A 544-nucleotide genomic window follows, 5' to 3' on the forward strand; every position below is an offset into this window, starting at 1 on the left:
TGATCATCGCAGCAGACATCGAAGTACCACTGGATCGCTTCAACGGCAAACTGATGTACCGCACCAAGACAGGCCCCGCGTTGAAGAAAACAGGCGAAGAGATGGACAAAGCGTTTGCTCAAGCAACGGTTTATCAACACACCGCTTCTGCAGGTAGCAGCAACGCTTCTGAAGAGAAAAARGGCGTTTATAAGCATCTGATGACGGGCGTCTCTCACATGCTTCCTGTGGTCGTTGCTGGCGGTTTGATCATCGCACTCTCTTTCGTCTTCGGTATCGAAGCGTTTAGAAGARRGCACATTGGCTTCGGCACTCATGACCATCGGTGGTGGCTCCGCTTTCGCACTCATGATTCCCGTTCTTGCGGGCTTCATCGCGTTTTCAATTGCTGATCGCCCGGGCTTAGCTCCAGGTCTTATTGGCGGTATGTTGGCAAGCTCAACTGGCGCGGGTTTCCTTGGCGGTATCGCGGCGGGCTTTATTGCCGGTTACTCAGCGAAATTTATTGCAGACAAAGTGCAACTGCCACAATCGATGGAAGCGC

General features: G+C 52.5%; 1 pseudogene. It reads left to right on the forward strand.

Annotated features, from left to right (window positions below):
• Positions 1-544 (forward strand): annotated as a pseudogene (locus CIK04_RS29030) (fructose-specific PTS transporter subunit EIIC); the annotation flags it as partial.

The organism is Vibrio sp. 03_296 (assembly GCF_002265885.1).